This window comes from Pseudomonas sp. PvP027, assembly GCF_017833005.1.
Taxonomy (GTDB): domain Bacteria; phylum Pseudomonadota; class Gammaproteobacteria; order Pseudomonadales; family Pseudomonadaceae; genus Aquipseudomonas; species Aquipseudomonas congelans.
In genome coordinates this window covers 4,980,729-4,997,979 of record NZ_JAFIBK010000001.1, presented here as the reverse complement: position 1 = coordinate 4,997,979, position 17,251 = coordinate 4,980,729, and the positions used below count along the sequence as shown (strand labels likewise).

The following is a 17,251-nucleotide window of genomic DNA, read 5'->3' as shown; positions in this document are numbered from 1 at the left end:
ATTACTTCCTGTTCAGACGGCGGCAGTAGGCTGTTCATGTTTGAATCTGCACCACAAAGGCGGTAGATCTTCAGGCACGGGACGATAAGTGCCGATCTCGCCCCAGGTGCCAGGACCGTGAAAGTCGCTGCCGGCAGAGACCAGCAGTCCGAACTCGCGTGCAAGGATGGCCAGGGTGCCGACCTGATCGGCAGGCTGCATGCCATTGACCACTTCTATGGCGTGCCCGCCGGCCTGGACGAAATCGCCGACCAGTTTACGCCGTTTACTGCGGGTAAAGTCATAATGTGAAGGATGCGCGAGGCTGACCCATGCACCCGACGCCCGCAGGGTGGCAACCGTGTCTTCCAGCGTCGGCCAGTGCTGCTTCACATCGCCCAGTTTGCCCGCCCCCAGCCATTTGCGAAATGCCTCGGCGCGGTCCTTGACGAAACCCGAGCGCACCATGAAGTCGGCAAAGTGCGGACGTGCAGGCGCATTACCGCTGTCACCCAGCTCCTGCTGAATCGCGCGAGCGCCTTCCAGCGCGCCAGGCATACCTTTGATCGCCAATTTGCGGCTGATTTCTTCCGCACGCAGCCAGCGTCCCTCATGCAAACGACTGATGGCTTCGGTCAGCGCCGGGGCCTGGGTGTCGAATCCGTAACCCAGAATATGAATGGTCGCGCCGCCCCAGGTGCAGGACAGCTCCACCCCGTTGACCAGTTGCATACCCAATGAATGCGCCGCCGTACGGGCTTCTTCAAGCCCTTCAAGGGTGTCGTGGTCGGTCAGCGAAAGGACGCGCACGCCGTTTTCATGAGCACGCGCAACCAGTGCCGTGGGCGAGAGTGCCCCGTCGGAAGCGGTGCTGTGGCAGTGCAGGTCTACATTCATAGTGATGCTTTCGTGTTCATTGATGTTTGTTATTATGCCGCCACATCCTGCTTCTGGCTGCCATTGTGAAACAATTCATCGACTTCATCCCGCTGCTGCTGTTCTTCATCGTTTACAAAACCGAGCCGCGTGCCGTGGATATCCTCGGCAATACCTATATGGTAGGCGGCATTTTCAGTGCAACGGCGATGCTGATCATCAGTTCGGTGGTGGTCTACGGCATTCTCTACGTCAAACAGCGCAAGCTGGAAAAAAGCCAGTGGCTCACGCTGGTAGCGTGCCTGGTGTTCGGCAGCCTGACTCTGGCCTTCCACAGCGAAACCTTCCTGAAATGGAAAGCCCCGGTGGTCAACTGGCTGTTTGCCGTCGCCTTCGCCGGCAGTCATTTCATCGGCGACCGTCCGCTTATCCAGCGCATCATGGGCCATGCGCTGACCCTGCCGGCGGCGATCTGGACCCGGCTCAACATCGCCTGGATCATATTCTTCCTCTTCTGTGGCGCGGCCAACCTGTATGTGGCCTTCACTTATCAGGAATTCTGGGTCGACTTCAAAGTATTCGGCAGCCTGGGCATGACCCTGATCTTCCTGGTCGGCCAGGGTATCTATCTGTCGCGCCACCTGCACGACTCCGCTCCCAATACGACCAAATCCGAGGACTGACATGCTCTACGCAATCATTGCCACCGACGTCGAAAAGTCGCTGGAAAAACGCCTCAGCGTTCGGCCGGCACACCTGGAGCGCCTCAACGCGCTCAAGGATGAGGGCCGACTGGTGCTGGCCGGTCCACACCCGGCAGTCGACAGCAACGACCCGGGCGCTGCCGGTTTCAGCGGCAGCCTGATCGTTGCCGAGTTCGAATCGCAGAGCGCCGCCAAGGCCTGGGCCGAAGCCGATCCGTTCGTTGCCGCAGGTGTCTACGCCAACGTCGTGGTCAAGCCGTTCAAGCAAGTCCTGCCCTGATACCCTCCCCCCCTGTAGCAACTGCAGGCCCTGTTTTCAGCGAAGCAGGGCCGCGCCGCCGCCTCGCCCTTCATTCATCATTCCCGCCTGCCTGCCGATAACCGCTCAATGTGCGAATTTACACGGCTCGGTAAAAGGGAGTTCAGATGCGTTCAGCTACGTGGTGTCTGTTGGCAATATTGATGGCAGCGGGTGTGCAGGTAAACGCCGAGACTGTCAGTGAGGGTGGCGCGGTGCAGCCTTTGCATCAGCCCGGCGCCGCCAGCCAGATTGCCGACCTTCAGTTGCGCCTCAAGGACAGCGAGCAGCAGCGCGAAGAATTGACCCGGCAGTTGCAGAGCGCCGATCCGGAGCGCAACAACGCCTTGCTGACACGTTTGCGTCAGGAGAACCAAAAGCTCAAGTTGCAGCTCAAAGAAGCACTGTCCGCAGCGCCCCCGCGTCTGCTGACCGAACAGCAACAATGGTTCATCGCAGGCGGTGGCGTTGCGATGTTCGCCCTTCTGTGCGGTATATTGGTCAGCGGTTGGCGTAGGCAACGTCGGCAGTGGCTAAATTGAGTGAGTCATGAGCGAGCTGTTACTAATTGATGATGATCAGGAGCTGTGCGAACTGCTGAGCAGTTGGCTGAGCCAGGAAGGCTTTCAGGTGCGCGCCTGTCATGACGGGACCAGCGCGCGTCAGGCATTGGCCGACGCCGCCCCCGCTGCCGTGGTGCTGGACGTGATGCTGCCCGATGGCAGCGGTCTGGAGTTGCTCAAGCAATTACGCGCCGACCACCCTGACCTGCCGGTGGTCATGCTCTCGGCACGCGGCGAGCCGCTGGACCGTATTCTGGGCCTTGAACTGGGCGCTGACGATTACCTGGCAAAACCCTGCGACCCTCGCGAACTCACCGCCCGCCTGCGCGCCGTACTGCGCCGCAGTCACCCGGTAGCGTCGTCCAGCCAGCTCGAACTGGGCGACCTGACCTTCAGCCCGATGCGCGGCGTGGTCAGTGTCGACGAAAAGGAGCTGACCCTCACCGTGTCCGAAAGCCGCTTGCTGGAAGCATTGATGCGCCAGCCCGGCGAACCGCTGGACAAGCAGGAACTGGCACAGTTGGCGCTGGGCCGCAAACTGACCCTGTACGACCGCAGCCTGGACATGCACGTCAGCAACCTGCGCAAGAAAATCGGCCCGCACTCCGACGGCCGCCCGCGCATCGTCGCCCTGCGCAGCCGCGGCTATTACTACGCGCTTTGAGCCGCTTCACGTGGCAAGCTTCACGCGGCAAGTTGAAAGCACAGCGCTTCTGGCGTGTAGCCTTAAGCTGACAACTTGCAACGTTCTCCTTACACAAGCTTTACCAAGCGCTGACTGCGCTTGACCTTGATCTCCCTAAACTGGGCTCATCGGCATTGAGCCGCACTAGAGACAAGGAGATACACAATGCGCAAGACCCTGATCGCTTTGATGTTTGCCACTGCCCTGCCGACCATTGCCATGGCCGCACCACCAGCGCCACCTGCCGGTGGCCCGGATGCTGACGGACCTGCCATGCACATGGATCGCGATGACCGCGGCCCAGGCCAACGCATGGATCGCGGCCCAGGCCCGATGGGACCGATGGGTGAGCTGGACCTGACACGTGAACAGCGTCAGCAGATCGAACGTTTGATGCGCGAGCAAAAGCATGAGCGCCGCGAAATCACCCAAAGCTACCTGGAAAAAATGCCTGCTGCCGACCAGAAGGCAATGCACGACGAAATCGAAGCCAAACGCTCCAAGACCGACAGCGAAGTTCGTGCACTGCTGAGGCCTGACCAGCAGAAGCTGTTTGACGAAATCAAGAAGAAAGAAGATGCACGTCGCGCCGAATGGGCCGAGTTCAAGGCCTGGAAAGCGGCAAAAGCAGCAAAGACGCTGTAACCATTAGGCCTCGCGGCCCGATGAGTTGAACACAACCCGGCATGCGCGCGCATGCCGGGCTTTTTTACTGAGACCGAGGAAATCCCGTGCGTTCATTGTTCTGGCGAATCCTGGCCAGCTTCTGGCTGGCCATCGCTCTGGTAGGCGGCCTGTCGATACTCATGGGGCATATGCTCAACCAGGATGCGTGGATCCTCAGTCGCCATCCGGTGCTCAATTCGTTGCCCGAACAGTGGACGCAACGCTTCGAGGACAAGGGCGCTGATAACGCTCAGGAATTTCTTCAGGACATCAAACGACGCAATCGTATCGACACACAGGTGCTCAGCGAGAGCGGCGAGCCCATGGTCCGCGGCACCTTCCCGCCGCGCGCCGCAGCCCTGGAAGCACGGCAGCGGGAAGGCGACGAGCAGGGGCGCAAACTGCCCTGGCGCCGACTGGCCACCGAGTACAGCAGCCCGAAGACCGGCGAAACCTACCTGTTCATCTACCGCGTTCCGCACCCGGAGCTCGACGAGTGGCACCGTCAGAGTCTGATGTGGCCATTGAGCGCGCTGGGCATTGCACTGGTGGTTCTGACCCTGTTCAGCCTGTTCGTGACGCTGTCGATTACCCGACCGCTGAGTCGCCTGCGCGGGGCGGTGCACGATCTGGGGCAAACCAGCTATCAACAGCACAGCCTCGGACAACTGGCCAACCGGCGTGACGAATTCGGCGTGCTGGCCAAGGACTTCAACCGCATGGGTGCGCGCCTGCAAAGCCTGATTGGCAGTCAGCGCCAGTTACTGCGCGATGTGTCTCATGAACTGCGCTCACCGCTGGCCCGATTACGCATCGCCCTAGCGCTGGCTGAGCGTGCGGAGCCTGCCGAGCGTGAAAAACTCTGGCCACGACTGGGCCGTGAATGTGACCGGCTGGAGGCGCTGATCAGTGAGATTCTGGCCCTGGCACGCCTCGACGCCGAGCTTCGTGGCCCTGAGCCCGTCGACCTCGAAGCGCTGCTGCAGCGTCTGAAGAACGACACACAACTGGACGGTATCGACCAGAATATTCATGTCGAGGTGCAGGACAACCTGCATCTCAAAGGCTGGCCGGACATGATCGAGCGGGCGCTGGACAACCTGCTGCGCAATGCGCTGCGCTTCAATCCCGCCGGGCAGCGCATCGATCTGCAGGCAATTCAGGTCGACAATCACATCCGTCTGAGCGTCCGCGATCACGGCCCGGGCGTTGCCGACGAACATCTGACGCAACTGGGCGAGCCGTTTTACCGCGCCCCCGGCCAGACCACGCCAGGTCACGGCCTGGGGCTGGCGATCGCCAAACGCGCAGCGGAGCGACATGGCGGCAACCTGACGCTGGGCAATCACCCGCAAGGCGGATTTATCGCCACGCTGGATCTGCCCAGAGAGCCGCTCAGTTCATCTTCGATATGATCAGCCCTGCCACTCGCTGACAAACCCGCCCACCTCGACTTTCGGCGCTTCGCGCGGCGGGTTCAGGGGGCTGCCCAGGTATAGAAAACCGAGCACTTCTTCGCCGGCTTCAAGGCCGAAGCCCTTGGCCACCTGCGGAGCATAGGACAGCTCACCGGTCCTCCAGACGGCACCGATACCCAGTGCATACGCTGCCAGCAACACACCATGAGCGGCGCATCCGGCAGTAATCCGCTGTTCTGAACGGGGGACTTTGAAGTGGTCCTGCAGGCGCGCGATCACGACCACCACCAAGGGCGCACGTAATGGGCCAAGACGGGCCTTTTCCAACGCCTGCGGGGTCACTTCAGCGCCACTCTCTTGCAGAGCCTGCGCCAGCATCTCGCCCATACGATCACGGGCAGCGCCTTCGACAGTCAGAAAACGATATGGCTTGAGCTGTCCATGATCCGGCGCGCGCAATGCGGCACCGAACAGGATTTCCCGCTGCGCAGCGTCCGGGGCCGGGTCGACCAGTCGTGGAACCGATACACGATTGAGCAAAACGTCGAGCGCCTGCATGGACTGTCTCCTTGAAAAGTGATCGAGCATTCTAGAGCCTGTTTAGCGTCAATAACGAGCGCGACGCACAATTCGTTACCTCTGCGCTTGAAGGCGGTCCTCGGCCGCGCCGGTTTACATGCCCTCAAGCGCAGGTAGAATGGCGCCTTTCCTCACACCAGCCAGAGCCTGTCATGTCGTTGCCGACCTTGCGTATCATCGGTTTCATTATCGGCATCTTCCTGATCACCTTGGCTGTCGCCATGATCGTGCCCATGGCCACGCTGGTCATCTACGACCGTTTCGAGGACCTGCGCGAGTTTCTCTGGGCCAGCGCCATCACCTTTATCGCCGGCTTGGCGCTGGTGGTGCCCGGACGTCCCGACAACGTTCAGTTGCGCCCGCGGGACATGTACATGCTGACCGTCTCCAGCTGGATTGTGGTGTGCATTTTCGCCGCCCTGCCCTTTCTGCTGACCCAGCACATCAGTTACACCGACTCGTTCTTCGAGAGCATGTCCGGCATCACGGCCACCGGTTCGACAGTACTCAGCCACCTGGACAGCATGTCTCCGGGCATTCTGATCTGGCGTTCGATGCTGCACTGGCTGGGCGGCATCGGCTTCATCGGTATGGCCGTGGCGATTCTGCCCCTGCTGCGCATCGGCGGCATGCGTCTGTTTCAGACCGAGTCCTCGGACCGCTCGGAAAAGGTCATGCCCCGCTCGCACATGGTGGCCAAGTTCATCGTGCTCGCCTATGTGGGCTTCACCGCGCTGGGCAGCCTGGCCTTCTGGGCGGCGGGCATGAGTCTGTTCGACGCGATCAATCACGCGATGTCGGCGATTTCCACCGGCGGCTTCTCCACCTCCGACCAGTCGCTGGCCAAATGGCCGCAACCGGCGGTGCATTGGGTGGCGATCGTGGTGATGATCCTCGGCAGCCTGCCCTTTACCCTGTATGTCGCGACGCTGCGCGGCAACCGCAAGGCGTTGCTCAAGGATGAACAGGTTCAGGGGCTGATCGGGCTACTGTTGATCACCTGGCTGGTAATGACCGTCTGGTACGCCAATACCACTGACCTGCCGTGGACCGAGGCGCTGCGCCATGTCGCGCTGAACGTGACCTCAGTGGTGACGACGACGGGTTTTGCACTGGGTGACTACAGCCTGTGGGGCAATTTCTCGCTGATGCTGTTCTTTTATCTGGGCTTTATCGGCGGTTGTTCCGGCTCGACCGCGGGCGGGGTGAAGATCTTCCGCTTTCAGGTGGCCTACATTCTCCTCAAGACCAACCTCAATCAACTGATCCATCCGCGCGCGGTGATGAAGCAGAAATACAACGGCCATCGGCTGGACGACGAAATCGTGCGCTCGATCCTGACTTTTTCGTTTTTCTTCACGATCACTATCTGTCTGATCGCGCTGATGCTGTCGCTGCTCGGGCTGGACTGGATGACCGCACTGACTGGCGCTGCCAGTACAGTATCGGGTGTAGGGCCAGGGTTGGGTGAGGTCATCGGGCCAGCGGGCAATTTCTCTACCTTGCCGGATGCGGCCAAATGGATTCTGTCCGGCGGCATGCTGCTGGGTCGTCTGGAAATCATTACTGTGCTGGTGCTGTGTGTACCGGCATTCTGGCGGCATTGAGGTCTGGCAGCACTCATCGTCGTACACAAGTCTTGAAGAGTCCGGAAAACGGAGATTTTTATCGTCCCCACGCTCCGCGTGGGAATGCAGTTCGTGACGCTCTGCGTCACACAACGGTTTTTCTTTGTCAGGTGGATTTGGGTTCGGCTCAGGTCACCTCTTCGCACCTCGGCGACCTACTTTGATGGGGCCAAAGTAGGCAAAGCCCGCAGCTCCGTTTCCGGCCCGACTTCGTCGGGTTCCTTCGCTCTATCACTTACGTCGCACTCTGCGTCGTCTGCGCCATCGCGCTCGAAAAGCACTTTTGCGGCAGTGGCTGCGGTTTTGACTATCGTTCCCGCGCTCCGCGTGGGAATGCAGTTCGTGACGCTCTGCGTCACACGGCGGTTTTTCTTTGTTAGGTAGATTGGGGTTCGAATCAGATCACCTTTTCGCCCCTCGGCGACCTACTTTGATGGGGCCAAAGTAGGCAAACCCCCTGGCTCCGTTTCCGGCCCGACTTCGTCGGGTTCCTTCGCCCTGACACTGATCCGGGGGTCGCCGCAACGGGCCATCCATGGCCCGGTGCGGCTAGCCTGGCGTCCTGCCAGGCTACCCCCGGATCAGCGCCAGGACTCAGCCGTCACTAACGTCGCACTCTGCGTCGTCAGTACCATCGCGCTCGAAAAGCACTGCGTTGGCAGCGGCTGCAGGTAAGGCGTGAGATTGTTTTGACTATCGTTCCAACGCGGAGCATTGGCACGACAGTCAGCTAAATTTGTGTATAACAACAGGAACCCACACGAGGATGAGCACCGTGGATACCATCAGGCGTTTTTCGAGCTTTGCCGAGTTCTATCCTTTCTATCTGGCCGAGCACAGCAGCGCTACCAGCCGACGTCTGCATTTTGTCGGTACGTCGCTGGTGATTTTTCTGCTGGCGTTTGGTGTGGGCAGCGGCCGGTGGGGGCTATTATGGCTGTTGCCGGTCGCGGGTTACGGCTTCGCCTGGGCCGGGCATTTCTTTTTTGAGAAGAACCGTCCGGCCACGTTCAAGCATCCGTTTTACAGTCTGCTCGGCGACTTCGTGATGTACCGCGACATGCTCCTGGGCAAGGTGCCGTTCTAGGCCGGTTGCTTCAGGCAAGCGTTTCGCTGGCGGGTTCCTCGACGGCAACCTGTTGCGCCTTCAAATGCGCATCCGCCAGGCGGAACAGTTCGATGTTGCCGTCCAGGTGTTCGATCAGGGCGGTACAGGATTCGACCCAGTCGCCGCAGTTGAGGTATTCCACACCCCCCACCTGGCGAATTTCCGCATGGTGGATGTGCCCGCAGACCACTCCGTCCAGCCCGCGCTTCACGCATTCATGGGCGATGGCTTCCTCGAAATCGCTGATGAAATTCACCGCACTCTTGACCTTGTGCTTGAGGTACGCCGACAGCGACCAGTAGCCATAACCGTATTTGGCGCGCCAGTGGTTGAGCCAGCGATTGAGGGTCAGGGTGAATTCATAGGCCGAGTCACCCAGAAAGGCCAGCCAGCGGTGGTAACGGGTGATCACGTCGAACTGGTCGCCGTGAATGACCAGAAAACGACGCCCATCGGCCGTCACGTGTTCGACTTCGTCGACCAGTTGAATATTGCCCAGCACCAGCTTGGAGTAACGGCGCAGGAATTCGTCGTGATTGCCGGTGACGTAAATGACTTCGGTGCCGCGCTTGCTCATGGTCAGCAAGCGGCGAATCACGTTGGTGTGCGCTTGTGGCCAGTACATGCCGCCGCGCAGTTTCCAGCCATCGATGATGTCGCCGACCAGGTACACCTTGTCAGCCTGATAGCGTTTGAGAAACGCAGAGAGGTGCTCGGCCTGGCAATCACGCGTGCCCAGATGAACGTCGGAAATCCACAAGGTGCGCACGCGCTGTTTGCGGCTGGGTGTGGCGAGCTGAGCACTGGTCATGTGACGACCTCCGGCAGGGTTTCCAGAAGAGTGGAGCATGCCGGTTAACCGTATGTGACACGTGCGTGGCGATGTCGTGACAGTTGCCCTGTATTACTGAGGACCTGGCGGAGTATGGCGGTCGTTATGGCCCAGATCGCGGGCCGGGTCGATCTGATCGCGCAGCCGCTGCTTGAGCACTTTGGCTTCTGGAAAGCCGCCGTCGGCCTTGCGCTCCCAGAGTTGTATACCGTCACAGGTAATGCGGAACACGCCGCCGGTGCCAGGCTGCAGCGAAACTTTGCCCAGGTCATCGCTGAACGTGCTCAGCAGTTCCTGGGCCAGCCAGGCAGCGCGCAATAGCCACTGGCATTGAATGCAATAGGTGATGATGACTTCAGGCTTTTCGGCAGACATGGGCGTCCCCTTCGGAAATTCAGACGACCATGATACGCAGCGTGCGCCGAATCAACGAGCGTTGGCGAAGCGGCGCAGTGCACTGAGGGTGACATCCTGTTCCGGCGCTTGCGGTGCAGTATAGGCAGCCGCGTGCACCTTGGCGCCCAGCAAGTGCAGCAAGCGGCTGCGAATCAGTTGAAACCCGGCCTGCCCGCTGTCGCGCTGGCGCGGCAGGTCGACGCGGATGTCGTCGGCAATCTTGCCGTCGGCGAGCACGATGACCCGGTCAGCGAGCAGGATCGCCTCATCGACATCGTGTGTCACCAGTAATACCGCCGGGGTGTGCTTGCGCCACAGGTCGATGATCAGTTGATGCATGCGAATGCGCGTCAAGGCATCGAGTGCGGCAAAAGGCTCGTCGAGCAGCAACAGTTTTGGCTCACGCACCAGTCCCCGAGCCAGTGCCACTCGCTGCGCTTCGCCACCGGACAAGGTGGCCGGAAAGGCATTCAGCCGATGCGCCAGGCCAACCTCGGTCAACGCTGCTTCGGCACGAGCCTTGGCATCGTTGATGCGCAGGCCGAGAACCACGTTTTTCCAGGCGGTTTTCCACGGCATCAGGCGCGGCTCCTGAAACACCGCCGCCCGCGCCACCGGCACACGCAGTTCGCCGCTGTCGATCTCGTCAAGCCCGGCCAGGGTGCGCAGCAAGGTGGTCTTGCCGGAACCACTGGCGCCAAGCAAGGCGACAAATTCGCCTGGAGCAATATCCAGATTCAGCCCGTCGATGACCCGTTGCCGACCAAACTGGCGTACCACGTTACGCAGCTTTACAGGCGCCTGACTCGCCTCGGGGGCGACAGCGGGAGTATTGCGCAGATCAGAAGTGGCCATGTTTCAATACCTCACGAAGGTCGGGCGCCAGGCCAGCGCATAACGCTCCAGCGTGCGAATGATGGCGTCGATCACCAGGCCAAGGACGCTGTAGATCAACAGGCAGATAACGATTACATCAGTGCGCATGAAGTCCCGCGCATCGCTGGCCAGATAACCGATGCCAGCGGTGGTGTTGATTTGTTCGACGAAGACCAGGGCCAGCCACGAAATACCCAGGGAATAGCGCAGCCCGACAAAAAAAGCAGGCAACGAGCCGGGCAGGATGACATGCCAGATCAGCTCGCGGCGGCTCAACCCGAGCGTGTTGGCAGCCTCGATCAGTTTCGGATCGATGTTGCGGATGCCGGAAAACAGATTCAGGTACACCGGAAAGGTGGTGCCCATGACGATCAGCGCCACTTTGGTGAACTCGCCGATGCCGAACCAGAGGATGAACAGTGGCACCAGTGCCAGCGAGGGAATGGTGCGCAGCATCTGCATGGGCGAGTCGAGAACGATTTCGCCGCGCCGGGAAAGCCCGGTCACCAGTGCAGCCACCACGCCAATACTGACGCCGATGCTCAAGCCCGACAGTGCCCGTTGCAACGAAACCCACAAGTGGTGGGCCAGTTCGCCCGAGACGATCATCGACCAGAGCGTACCGCCGATCTGCGACGGCGCGGCAATCACCCGGACTGGCAGCAGGCCGGTTTGAGAGCCCAGTTCCCAGAGCAGCAACAGCGCCAGCGGGCTGAGCAGACGCAAGACAAAGCCAGGCACTTGCCAGTTCGGGCGACCCGGTTGCGAGACGTGGCCCTGTTCAGGTTTGTTGACCACCAGAAAACCGGGTTCTGCGGGGTTGAGCGTTGTATCAGACATGGGCACATCCTTCCTGGACAAACCGGGCAAGACGCACCCGATGCATTATGAAGACCATGCTATGTGCATAAGAACGCTGCGTGAAATTCGATTTAGACCTAAGCTAATAGTTAAAATATTTGATCACTATAAAACTTAATAATGCATATTTTTTATAATTAACTTAGACCGAAATCGAATTTCACAGCGTCTGCCCCTTGCCTTTATGGTGCCTCTCGACAAGGTCGAACGGACCTCAACCATTGGCAGGAGTTTTCATGAGCATCGAATTCATTGGCTATATTGCCACGCAACCCGGTTCTGAAATCCACCCGCGCAGCGGCGCGACCATCCAGCCCGACTACGTGAAGACCGTGGCCAAGGCTCATGAAGATGCCGGTTTTGATCGTGCACTGATCGCCTACCATTCCAATAGCCCGGACAGCACGCTGGTCGCAGCGCATGCCGCCAGCGTCACCACCAAACTGAAGTTTCTGGTCGCCCATCGCCCGGGCTTCATCGCCCCCACTGTGGCGGCACGACAGTTCGCGACGCTGGACGTGTTCAATGGCGGGCGCACTGCCGTGCATATCATCACCGGCGGTGACGACAAGGAACTGCGCGCCGACGGCAGCCATATCGGCAAGGACGAACGCTACGCACGCAGCGACGAGTACCTCAGCGTAGTGCGTCAGGAATGGACCAGCGACAAGCCGTTCGATCATGACGGCACCTACTATCAGATCGAGGGCGCGCACTCGCTGGTCAAATCCCCGCAACAGCCACATATCCCCCTGTACTTTGGTGGTTCCTCGGCAGCGGCGATTGCCGTGGCCGGCAAACATGCCGACGTTTATGCGTTGTGGGGCGAGACATACGAACAGGTGCGTGACGTGGTGAAACAGGTCCACGCCGAGGCTGCCAGACATGGGCGGACCATTCGTTTCAGCCTGTCATTACGTCCGATTCTGGCCGAGACCGAGGAGCAGGCCTGGGCACGCGCCGACAGTATTCTGGAAAAGGCCAGGGCACTGGCAGACCGCAACGGCTTTGTACGACGCGAACCGCCGAATGAAGGATCACGCCGCCTGCTGGACGCCGCGGCACAAGGGTCGCGGCTGGACAAGCGCCTGTGGACCGGCATCGCCGGCCTGCTTGGCGCACAGGGCAACTCGACCTCGCTGGTCGGCACTCCGGAACAGGTCGCCGAAGCGCTGCTGGATTATTACGATCTGGGGATTACCACGTTCCTGATTCGCGGCTTCGATCCATTGGAAGACGCCATCGACTATGGCAAGAAGCTGATCCCGCTGACCCGCGCGTTGGTGGCGCAACGCGAACAGCAGGCGCGCGAACAGGTCGCCTGATTCACCCCATGCCCTGCGGGCAGGCCTGACGCTCGACGCCAGAGCGCCTGCCCGCGATGCCGTTTTCAGGCGGCTGCCGAGACCGGCTTGAGCGACCGGGCCACCAGTGCGCCGAAGGCTTCGACCGGCGCCTGCAGGTTACCGAGAAAGCGCGGGTAGAACAGCCACAGATCCATCACCGGCTTGAAGTCCTTGAGCGGCAGCGCCACCAACTGCTCGCGGTGCGCACTGCGCTCCAGCAAGGGCCTGGGCACCAGGCCAAGCCCCATGCCATCGGCCACCAGCCCCAGTTGCAACTCGGTGCCGAAAGTTTCCAGATTGACCTTCATGCTCAGACCCTGATCGGTCAGCGTGCGCTGCAAGCCTGCACGAAAACCGCAGCCGTCCGGATTAAGCACCCAGCCCTGCTCATAACAGTCCGCCAGCCTGCCGGGCTTTTTCGGGGCCAGGCCCTTGGCGCAGACCACCACCAGCTCCATCTTGCCTATCGACTGACCGATGATGTTGTCCGGGAATATCTTGCCTGCCGGAAACAGCGCCGCCGCCGCATCCAGCTCGCCGTTTTCGATCTTGCCGATCAAGTGGCTGCCCCAACCGGTGCTGACCTGGGCACGCAGATCCGGAAATTCCCCACGCAATTGCTTGAGCGCATCGAGCAGCACCACATCACCGATGGTTTGCGGCACGCCCAGACGCAACAGGCCGCTCGGCGGCGTGTCACTGGCCACCAGCTCGCGCAACGAATCCATCTCGCGCAGGATTGCCAGGCACTTCTGGTACACCTGAAGGCCCATCGGAGTCGGCTTGAGCGGCTTGGTATTGCGGTCGAACAGCTCGACCCCGAGGGCCTGCTCGAAATTCTGCACCCGGCGCGTAATGGCTGGCTGGGTCAGATCCAGCGATTCAGCGGCGTGGCTGATCGACTGGCAGCGGATGACTGCAACGAACGCATCGATATCATCAATTTTCATTCGGACCGCACATAAAAAAGAAATTAAACATAGGCAAAAAGCATAGTACCAGCAGGCGCTCATGGATAGCCCGAGCGTAGATTTCGCGGATTGCTGCAGAGAAGTAAAAGACGTTTTCGTTATAACCTAATCATTAAAAAATAGCATATTAAATATCCATATTATGCTTATATCGAACCATTCCCCGACTGTGATCTGGAAATGGACATGACTCAGAACCGACACCCGGAACGACTCGGGGCCTTTATCGATGCGATCACCGAACTGATCGGCAGCGAGCCGCACGAAGGCGACCTGTTACGCCGCGGCGGCAAGCTGCTGGCGCAACTGGTCAGCCACGATGACTGGCTGGCAGAAGAATTCGCCGTACCCGACGCCAACCGCTATCAGCAATTTCTGCTGCATGCCGATCCTCAGCAGCGCTTTTCGGTAGTCAGCTTCGTCTGGGGGCCGGGGCAACGCACGCCGATTCACGACCACCGCGTCTGGGGGTTGATCGGCATGCTGCGCGGTGCGGAAGATTCCCAGGGCTACCTTCGCAACGCGCAAGGGCGCCTCGAAACCAGCGGCCCGGCGATTCGCCTGCAACCCGGCCAGGTCGAGGCGCTGTCACCGCACAGCAACGATGTCCATCAGGTCAGTAACGCCTTCAACGATCAGGTGTCGATCAGCATCCACGTCTACGGCGCCGATATCGGCACCGTGAAGCGTGCGGTGTATGACCTCGACGGCACCGAAAAACTGTTCATCTCCGGCTATTCGAACGCTGCCGCTACTGCCCATCAGGATCAGCCAACAGGGAGCCCGACCCAATGACCACACCTGCCACCCGATCATTCGCCGATATTCGCCAGGCCTTGCTGGACCGTCAGGAGCTGGCCCTGGTGGATGTCCGCGAAGAGGCATCCTTTGCCCAGGCTCATCCACTGTTTGCCGTAAACATCCCGTTGTCGAAGCTGGAGCTGGAGGTTTTCTCCCGCATTCCGCGACGCGACACGGCCGTGACCCTGTACGACGATGGCGAAGGCCTGGCACAAGTAGCTTTGCAACGCCTGCAGACACTGGGCTACAGCGACGTGAAACTGCTCGACGGCGGCCTGCAGGGCTGGCGCACGGCTGGCGGCGAGCTGTTCATCGACGTGAATGTGCCGAGCAAGGCGTTTGGCGAGCTGGTGGAGCATCATCGAGCCACCCCGTCGCTGGCGGCGGAAGAGGTCAAGCGCCTGCTCGACAGCAATGCCGACGTGGTAGTGCTCGATGCCCGGCGCTATGACGAATACCAGACCATGAGCATTCCCGGTGGCATCAGCGTGCCGGGCGCCGAACTGGTGCTGCGGGCACGTGAGCTGGCACCCGATCCCGCTACCCGAATCATCGTCAATTGTGCCGGTCGCACGCGCAGCATCATCGGCACCCAGTCGCTGGTCAACGCGGGCCTGCCCAACCCGATCAACGCACTGCGCAATGGCACCATTGGCTGGCTGCTGGCCGGCCAGACGCTGGACCATGGCCAGAACCGGCGTTTTGCGGCAGTCAGTGAAGAGACCCGCGAAACCGCCAGTGCCGATGCCCGCAAGGTGGCCGATCGCGCCAGCGTCAAACGTGCCAGCCGTGCTGATCTGCAACGCTGGCAAGCCGAGGCTTCACGCACCACTTACCTGTTCGACGTACGCACCCCGGAAGAGTTTGCCAAAGGCCACCTGCCCGGCGCGCGCTCTACACCGGGTGGGCAGTTGGTGCAGGAAACCGATCATTTCGCCAGCGTACGCGGTGCGCGAATCGCGCTGCTGGACGATGACGGCGTGCGCGCCAACATGTCGGCCTCCTGGCTGGCGCAATTGGGCTGGGACGTGTCGGTAATCGATGACCTGGATGCAGCAGACTTCAGCGAACAGGGCGACTGGGACGCGCCCTTCCCGACGCCGCCGCAGGTGGAGGCGATCAGCGTCGAAACCCTCACACACTGGCAGACACAGGTAAACGTGGCGGTGCTGGATTTCACCGCCAGCACCAACTATGTCAAACAGCATATTCCCGGCGCCTGGTGGACCTTGCGTGCCGACCTCAAGCAGGCGCTGGGCAGGCTGCCGGCTGCTGACCGCTATGTCTTGACCTGCGGCAGCAGCCGTCTGGCGCGCTTTGCCGTGGCCGACCTCGAGGCGTTGACCGATAAGCCGGTGTTCCTGCTCGAAGGCGGCACCGCCAGCTGGATCAAGGCCGGTCTGCCGCTGGAGCATGGCGAAAGCCGACTGGCCTCGCCACGCATCGATCGCTATCGCCGCCCGTACGAAGGCACCGACGCACCGCGCGAAGCCATGCAGGCGTATCTGGACTGGGAATTCGGCCTGGTGGAGCAACTGGGACGTGACGGAACACACGGCTTTTATGTGATTTGAGCAGGTGAATGACCATCGTGCCAATGCTCTGCGTGAGGAACGATGGGCATCTGACCGACCAATCAACTCAATGGAGAAACACCTCAATGCTGCCTTTTTTCAAATCCACCCTGCCGTTTAAAACCCTGCTGCTGGGCGCACTGCTCAGTGTGTTGGCAGGTCAGGGAGTGGCTGCCGAGCAGGCGCCGCTGCGGGTCGCCAATCAGAAGTCGCTGCTGAAAACCCTGCTGCAGGTTTCCGGCGAGCTCAAGGACGTGCCTTACGAGATTCAGTTTTCCGAGTTTCCCGCAGCGGCACCCCTGGGGGAGGCGCTGAATGCGGGCGCGGTGGATATCGGTGCGCTGGGTGATGCGCCCTATGTATTCGCTCTAGGGGCGGGTGCACCCTTGAAAGTGGTCAGCATCACCCACGCCCAGGGCCGCTTCACCACTGCGGTGCTGGTGCCGAAAGACTCGCCGATCAAGACCGTTGCCGATCTCAAGGGCAAGCGCATCGTCACCGGCCGCGGCTCCATCGGCCACTACCTGGCGATCCGCGCCTTGCATGAGGCCGGGCTGAAAACCAGTGATGTCACCTTCATCAATCTGCTGCCCAGCGAGTCGCGTCTGCTGCTGGACAGTGGCGATGCCGATGCGTGGGCAACCTGGGACCCTTACACCACGATCTCCATCACGCAAAGCGACGCGCGAGTACTGGTCAGCGGCAGTGAGCTGCTGAGCAACCACCTCTACCTTGCCGCAACCAGCGAGGCCATCGAAGGCAAGCGCGCACAACTGGATGATTTCGTTGCCCGCGTCGAGCGCGCTTTCAATTGGTCCAACGCCCATCCCGAGGAGTACGCGGCGGCCCAGGCGAAAGTTACCGGCCTGCCCCTGGCGGTGCACCTCGCAGTGGCCAAGGCGACGAAAATGCAACGCACGCCGATTGACGATCAGATCGTCCAGGGCCTGCAAAACACTGCCGACACTTACTTGGCCGAAGGCATTCTGAGCAAAAGGATCGACGTTTCGACAGGCTTCGACAAAAGCTTCAACACTTCGCGCGCGCAGATCGCGCAGGCCGCCGCTCAATAAACGCTGCGAAAAGGACC

The 17,251-nt window shown here is 60.6% G+C and carries 19 protein-coding genes; 12 read left to right on the top strand and 7 right to left on the bottom strand.

The features are described 5' to 3' along the window. Window positions 1-12: 12 nt before the first annotated feature. Window positions 13-876 (bottom strand): PHP domain-containing protein, encoded by an 864-nt coding sequence (locus tag JOE33_RS21740; protein WP_032612445.1) that lies wholly within the window; start codon window positions 874-876, stop codon window positions 13-15. Between the two features lie 65 nt (window positions 877-941). Here JOE33_RS21740 and JOE33_RS21735 point away from each other — a divergent pair, with 65 nt between their 5' ends. The 6 genes from JOE33_RS21735 (at window position 942) to JOE33_RS21710 (ending at window position 5,186) form a co-directional block, all read left to right on the top strand. Beyond that, on the top strand, window positions 942-1,538 hold the full coding sequence (locus tag JOE33_RS21735; protein WP_010436899.1) for a septation protein A: 597 nt from the start codon (window positions 942-944) through the stop codon (window positions 1,536-1,538). A 1-nt stretch (window position 1,539) separates the two neighbouring features. Beyond that, complete coding sequence (locus JOE33_RS21730) at window positions 1,540-1,839, top strand: YciI family protein (protein ID WP_046237494.1); 300 nt, start codon at window positions 1,540-1,542, stop codon at window positions 1,837-1,839. 146 nt (window positions 1,840-1,985) lie between these two features. Then, window positions 1,986-2,399, top strand: a complete 414-nt coding sequence (locus tag JOE33_RS21725) for a translation initiation factor 2 (protein WP_187625736.1) — start codon at window positions 1,986-1,988, stop codon at window positions 2,397-2,399. Between the two features lie 7 nt (window positions 2,400-2,406). After that, complete coding sequence (locus tag JOE33_RS21720; RefSeq protein WP_003424789.1) at window positions 2,407-3,084, top strand: response regulator transcription factor; 678 nt, start codon at window positions 2,407-2,409, stop codon at window positions 3,082-3,084. A 186-nt stretch (window positions 3,085-3,270) separates the two neighbouring features. Then, window positions 3,271-3,750 (top strand): LTXXQ domain-containing protein, encoded by a 480-nt coding sequence (locus tag JOE33_RS21715; protein WP_187625737.1) that lies wholly within the window; start codon window positions 3,271-3,273, stop codon window positions 3,748-3,750. An 86-nt stretch (window positions 3,751-3,836) separates the two neighbouring features. Then, a complete protein-coding gene (locus JOE33_RS21710) occupies window positions 3,837-5,186 on the top strand; it encodes a HAMP domain-containing sensor histidine kinase (RefSeq protein ID WP_187625738.1) in 1,350 nt (449 codons plus the stop codon). On the opposite strand, the gene JOE33_RS21705 is transcribed toward JOE33_RS21710, so the two are convergent. Beyond that, window positions 5,187-5,747 carry a nitroreductase family protein gene (locus JOE33_RS21705; RefSeq protein WP_032612451.1) on the bottom strand — a complete coding sequence of 187 codons (561 nt, stop codon included), beginning with the start codon at window positions 5,745-5,747 and terminating at the stop codon, window positions 5,187-5,189. Between the two features lie 173 nt (window positions 5,748-5,920). Here JOE33_RS21705 and JOE33_RS21700 point away from each other — a divergent pair, with 173 nt between their 5' ends. Further along, the gene (locus JOE33_RS21700) at window positions 5,921-7,375 is read left to right on the top strand and encodes a TrkH family potassium uptake protein (RefSeq protein WP_010436914.1); all 1,455 of its coding nucleotides are present in this window, start codon (window positions 5,921-5,923) and stop codon (window positions 7,373-7,375) included. Window positions 7,376-8,171: 796 nt separating this feature from the next. Beyond that, window positions 8,172-8,483: a DUF962 domain-containing protein gene (locus tag JOE33_RS21695; RefSeq protein WP_003393857.1), complete on the top strand. Its 312-nt coding sequence runs from the start codon at window positions 8,172-8,174 to the stop codon at window positions 8,481-8,483. 10 nt (window positions 8,484-8,493) lie between these two features. On the opposite strand, the gene JOE33_RS21690 is transcribed toward JOE33_RS21695, so the two are convergent. The 4 genes from JOE33_RS21690 to JOE33_RS21675 form a co-directional block, all read right to left on the bottom strand. Next, entirely contained in the window at window positions 8,494-9,315 is an 822-nt protein-coding gene (locus tag JOE33_RS21690) for a UDP-2,3-diacylglucosamine diphosphatase (RefSeq protein WP_003342638.1), read from the bottom strand. Between the two features lie 93 nt (window positions 9,316-9,408). Then, complete coding sequence (locus JOE33_RS21685) at window positions 9,409-9,711, bottom strand: SelT/SelW/SelH family protein (protein WP_010429278.1); 303 nt, start codon at window positions 9,709-9,711, stop codon at window positions 9,409-9,411. Window positions 9,712-9,762: 51 nt separating this feature from the next. Continuing rightward, a complete protein-coding gene (locus JOE33_RS21680; RefSeq protein WP_010429280.1) occupies window positions 9,763-10,587 on the bottom strand; it encodes an ABC transporter ATP-binding protein in 825 nt (274 codons plus the stop codon). A gap of 3 nt (window positions 10,588-10,590) precedes the next feature. Then, window positions 10,591-11,448 (bottom strand): ABC transporter permease, encoded by an 858-nt coding sequence (locus JOE33_RS21675; RefSeq protein ID WP_010429283.1) that lies wholly within the window; start codon window positions 11,446-11,448, stop codon window positions 10,591-10,593. 257 nt (window positions 11,449-11,705) lie between these two features. Between JOE33_RS21675 and JOE33_RS21670 the strand changes: the two genes are divergently transcribed. Further along, entirely contained in the window at window positions 11,706-12,794 is a 1,089-nt protein-coding gene (locus JOE33_RS21670; RefSeq protein WP_209924132.1) for an LLM class flavin-dependent oxidoreductase, read from the top strand. A 65-nt stretch (window positions 12,795-12,859) separates the two neighbouring features. Here the strand turns inward: JOE33_RS21670 and JOE33_RS21665 are convergent, their stop codons facing one another. Continuing rightward, window positions 12,860-13,765, bottom strand: a complete 906-nt coding sequence (locus JOE33_RS21665; RefSeq protein WP_122529975.1) for a LysR family transcriptional regulator — start codon at window positions 13,763-13,765, stop codon at window positions 12,860-12,862. A gap of 207 nt (window positions 13,766-13,972) precedes the next feature. Between JOE33_RS21665 and JOE33_RS21660 the strand changes: the two genes are divergently transcribed. The 3 genes from JOE33_RS21660 (at window position 13,973) to JOE33_RS21650 (ending at window position 17,234) form a co-directional block, all read left to right on the top strand. Then, window positions 13,973-14,581 (top strand): cysteine dioxygenase, encoded by a 609-nt coding sequence (locus JOE33_RS21660; protein WP_010429291.1) that lies wholly within the window; start codon window positions 13,973-13,975, stop codon window positions 14,579-14,581. Continuing rightward, window positions 14,578-16,161, top strand: coding sequence for a rhodanese homology domain-containing protein (locus tag JOE33_RS21655; RefSeq protein ID WP_010429294.1), 1,584 nt, complete (start codon window positions 14,578-14,580; stop codon window positions 16,159-16,161). Before JOE33_RS21660 ends, JOE33_RS21655 begins: the two co-directional genes overlap by 4 nt. Before the next feature lie 86 nt (window positions 16,162-16,247). Then, on the top strand, window positions 16,248-17,234 hold the full coding sequence (locus JOE33_RS21650) for an ABC transporter substrate-binding protein (RefSeq protein WP_010429297.1): 987 nt from the start codon (window positions 16,248-16,250) through the stop codon (window positions 17,232-17,234). The last annotated feature ends 17 nt before the right edge of the window (window positions 17,235-17,251 follow it).